At 77.4% G+C, this 734-nt stretch carries 1 protein-coding gene; it reads right to left on the reverse strand.

The window, feature by feature from the left end; translation table 11 throughout:
* Positions 1 to 67: 67 nt before the first annotated feature.
* Positions 68 to 734 (reverse strand): sensor histidine kinase (locus ACYVIP_RS44635; RefSeq protein WP_460407304.1); only part of this gene is annotated, 667 nt, incomplete at its 5' end.

Below are 734 nucleotides of genomic sequence, written 5' to 3' on the forward strand. Positions count from 1 at the left end.
CGACCGCGCCGAGTGCGAGGTGCTGGCGCGCACGGCCGAGGGCCTGCTCACCAGCTGAGCCGCGTGCTCAGCCGGGCACGACGCCGCTGATCGTGGTGCCCGCGCCCGGCGCGGAGTGCACGTGGACCACACCGCCGATCGACGCCGCGCGGGCGGCGAGGTTGGGCAGGCCGGCGCCCGGCGCGGCGATGACGAACCCCGGCCCGTCGTCGGCCACCGCGAACTCCAGGCCACGGTCGCTGTCCCGGACCAGGACCCGCACCGCGGCGCCGCCGGCGTGCTTGCGAGCGTTGTTCACCGCCTCCAGGACCACGTAGTAGACGGCGGACTCCACCGGCGTGGGGTGGCGGCGGCGCAGGCGGTCGGTGTCGAGCGTGACGTCGTCGTGCCGCGCCAGCTCGGTGCGCAGCGCGGTGGCGAGCCCGTCGGCGACCAGCGTGCCGGGAAGGATGCCGGCGGCCGTGTCGACCAGCACGCGTTCGGCCTTGTCCAGCTGTGCCACCAGGTCCGCCACCCGGTCCCGGCCGGCCGAGGTGATGTCGCCGACGTCGATCGCGTGCTCGGCCAGCGCCAGGGACATGCGCAGCGCCACCAGGTGGTGTTGCGCGCCGTCGTGCAGGTCCCGTTCGAGGCCGCGGCGCTCGGCCTCCATCTCCGCCGCCGCCCGCCGCGGGTCGGCGGCCAGCGCGCGGGCGGCCGCGTCGCCGGGGCGCCGCAGCCGGTCGGTCTCCCAC

This window comes from Actinophytocola sediminis, from assembly GCF_054779715.1.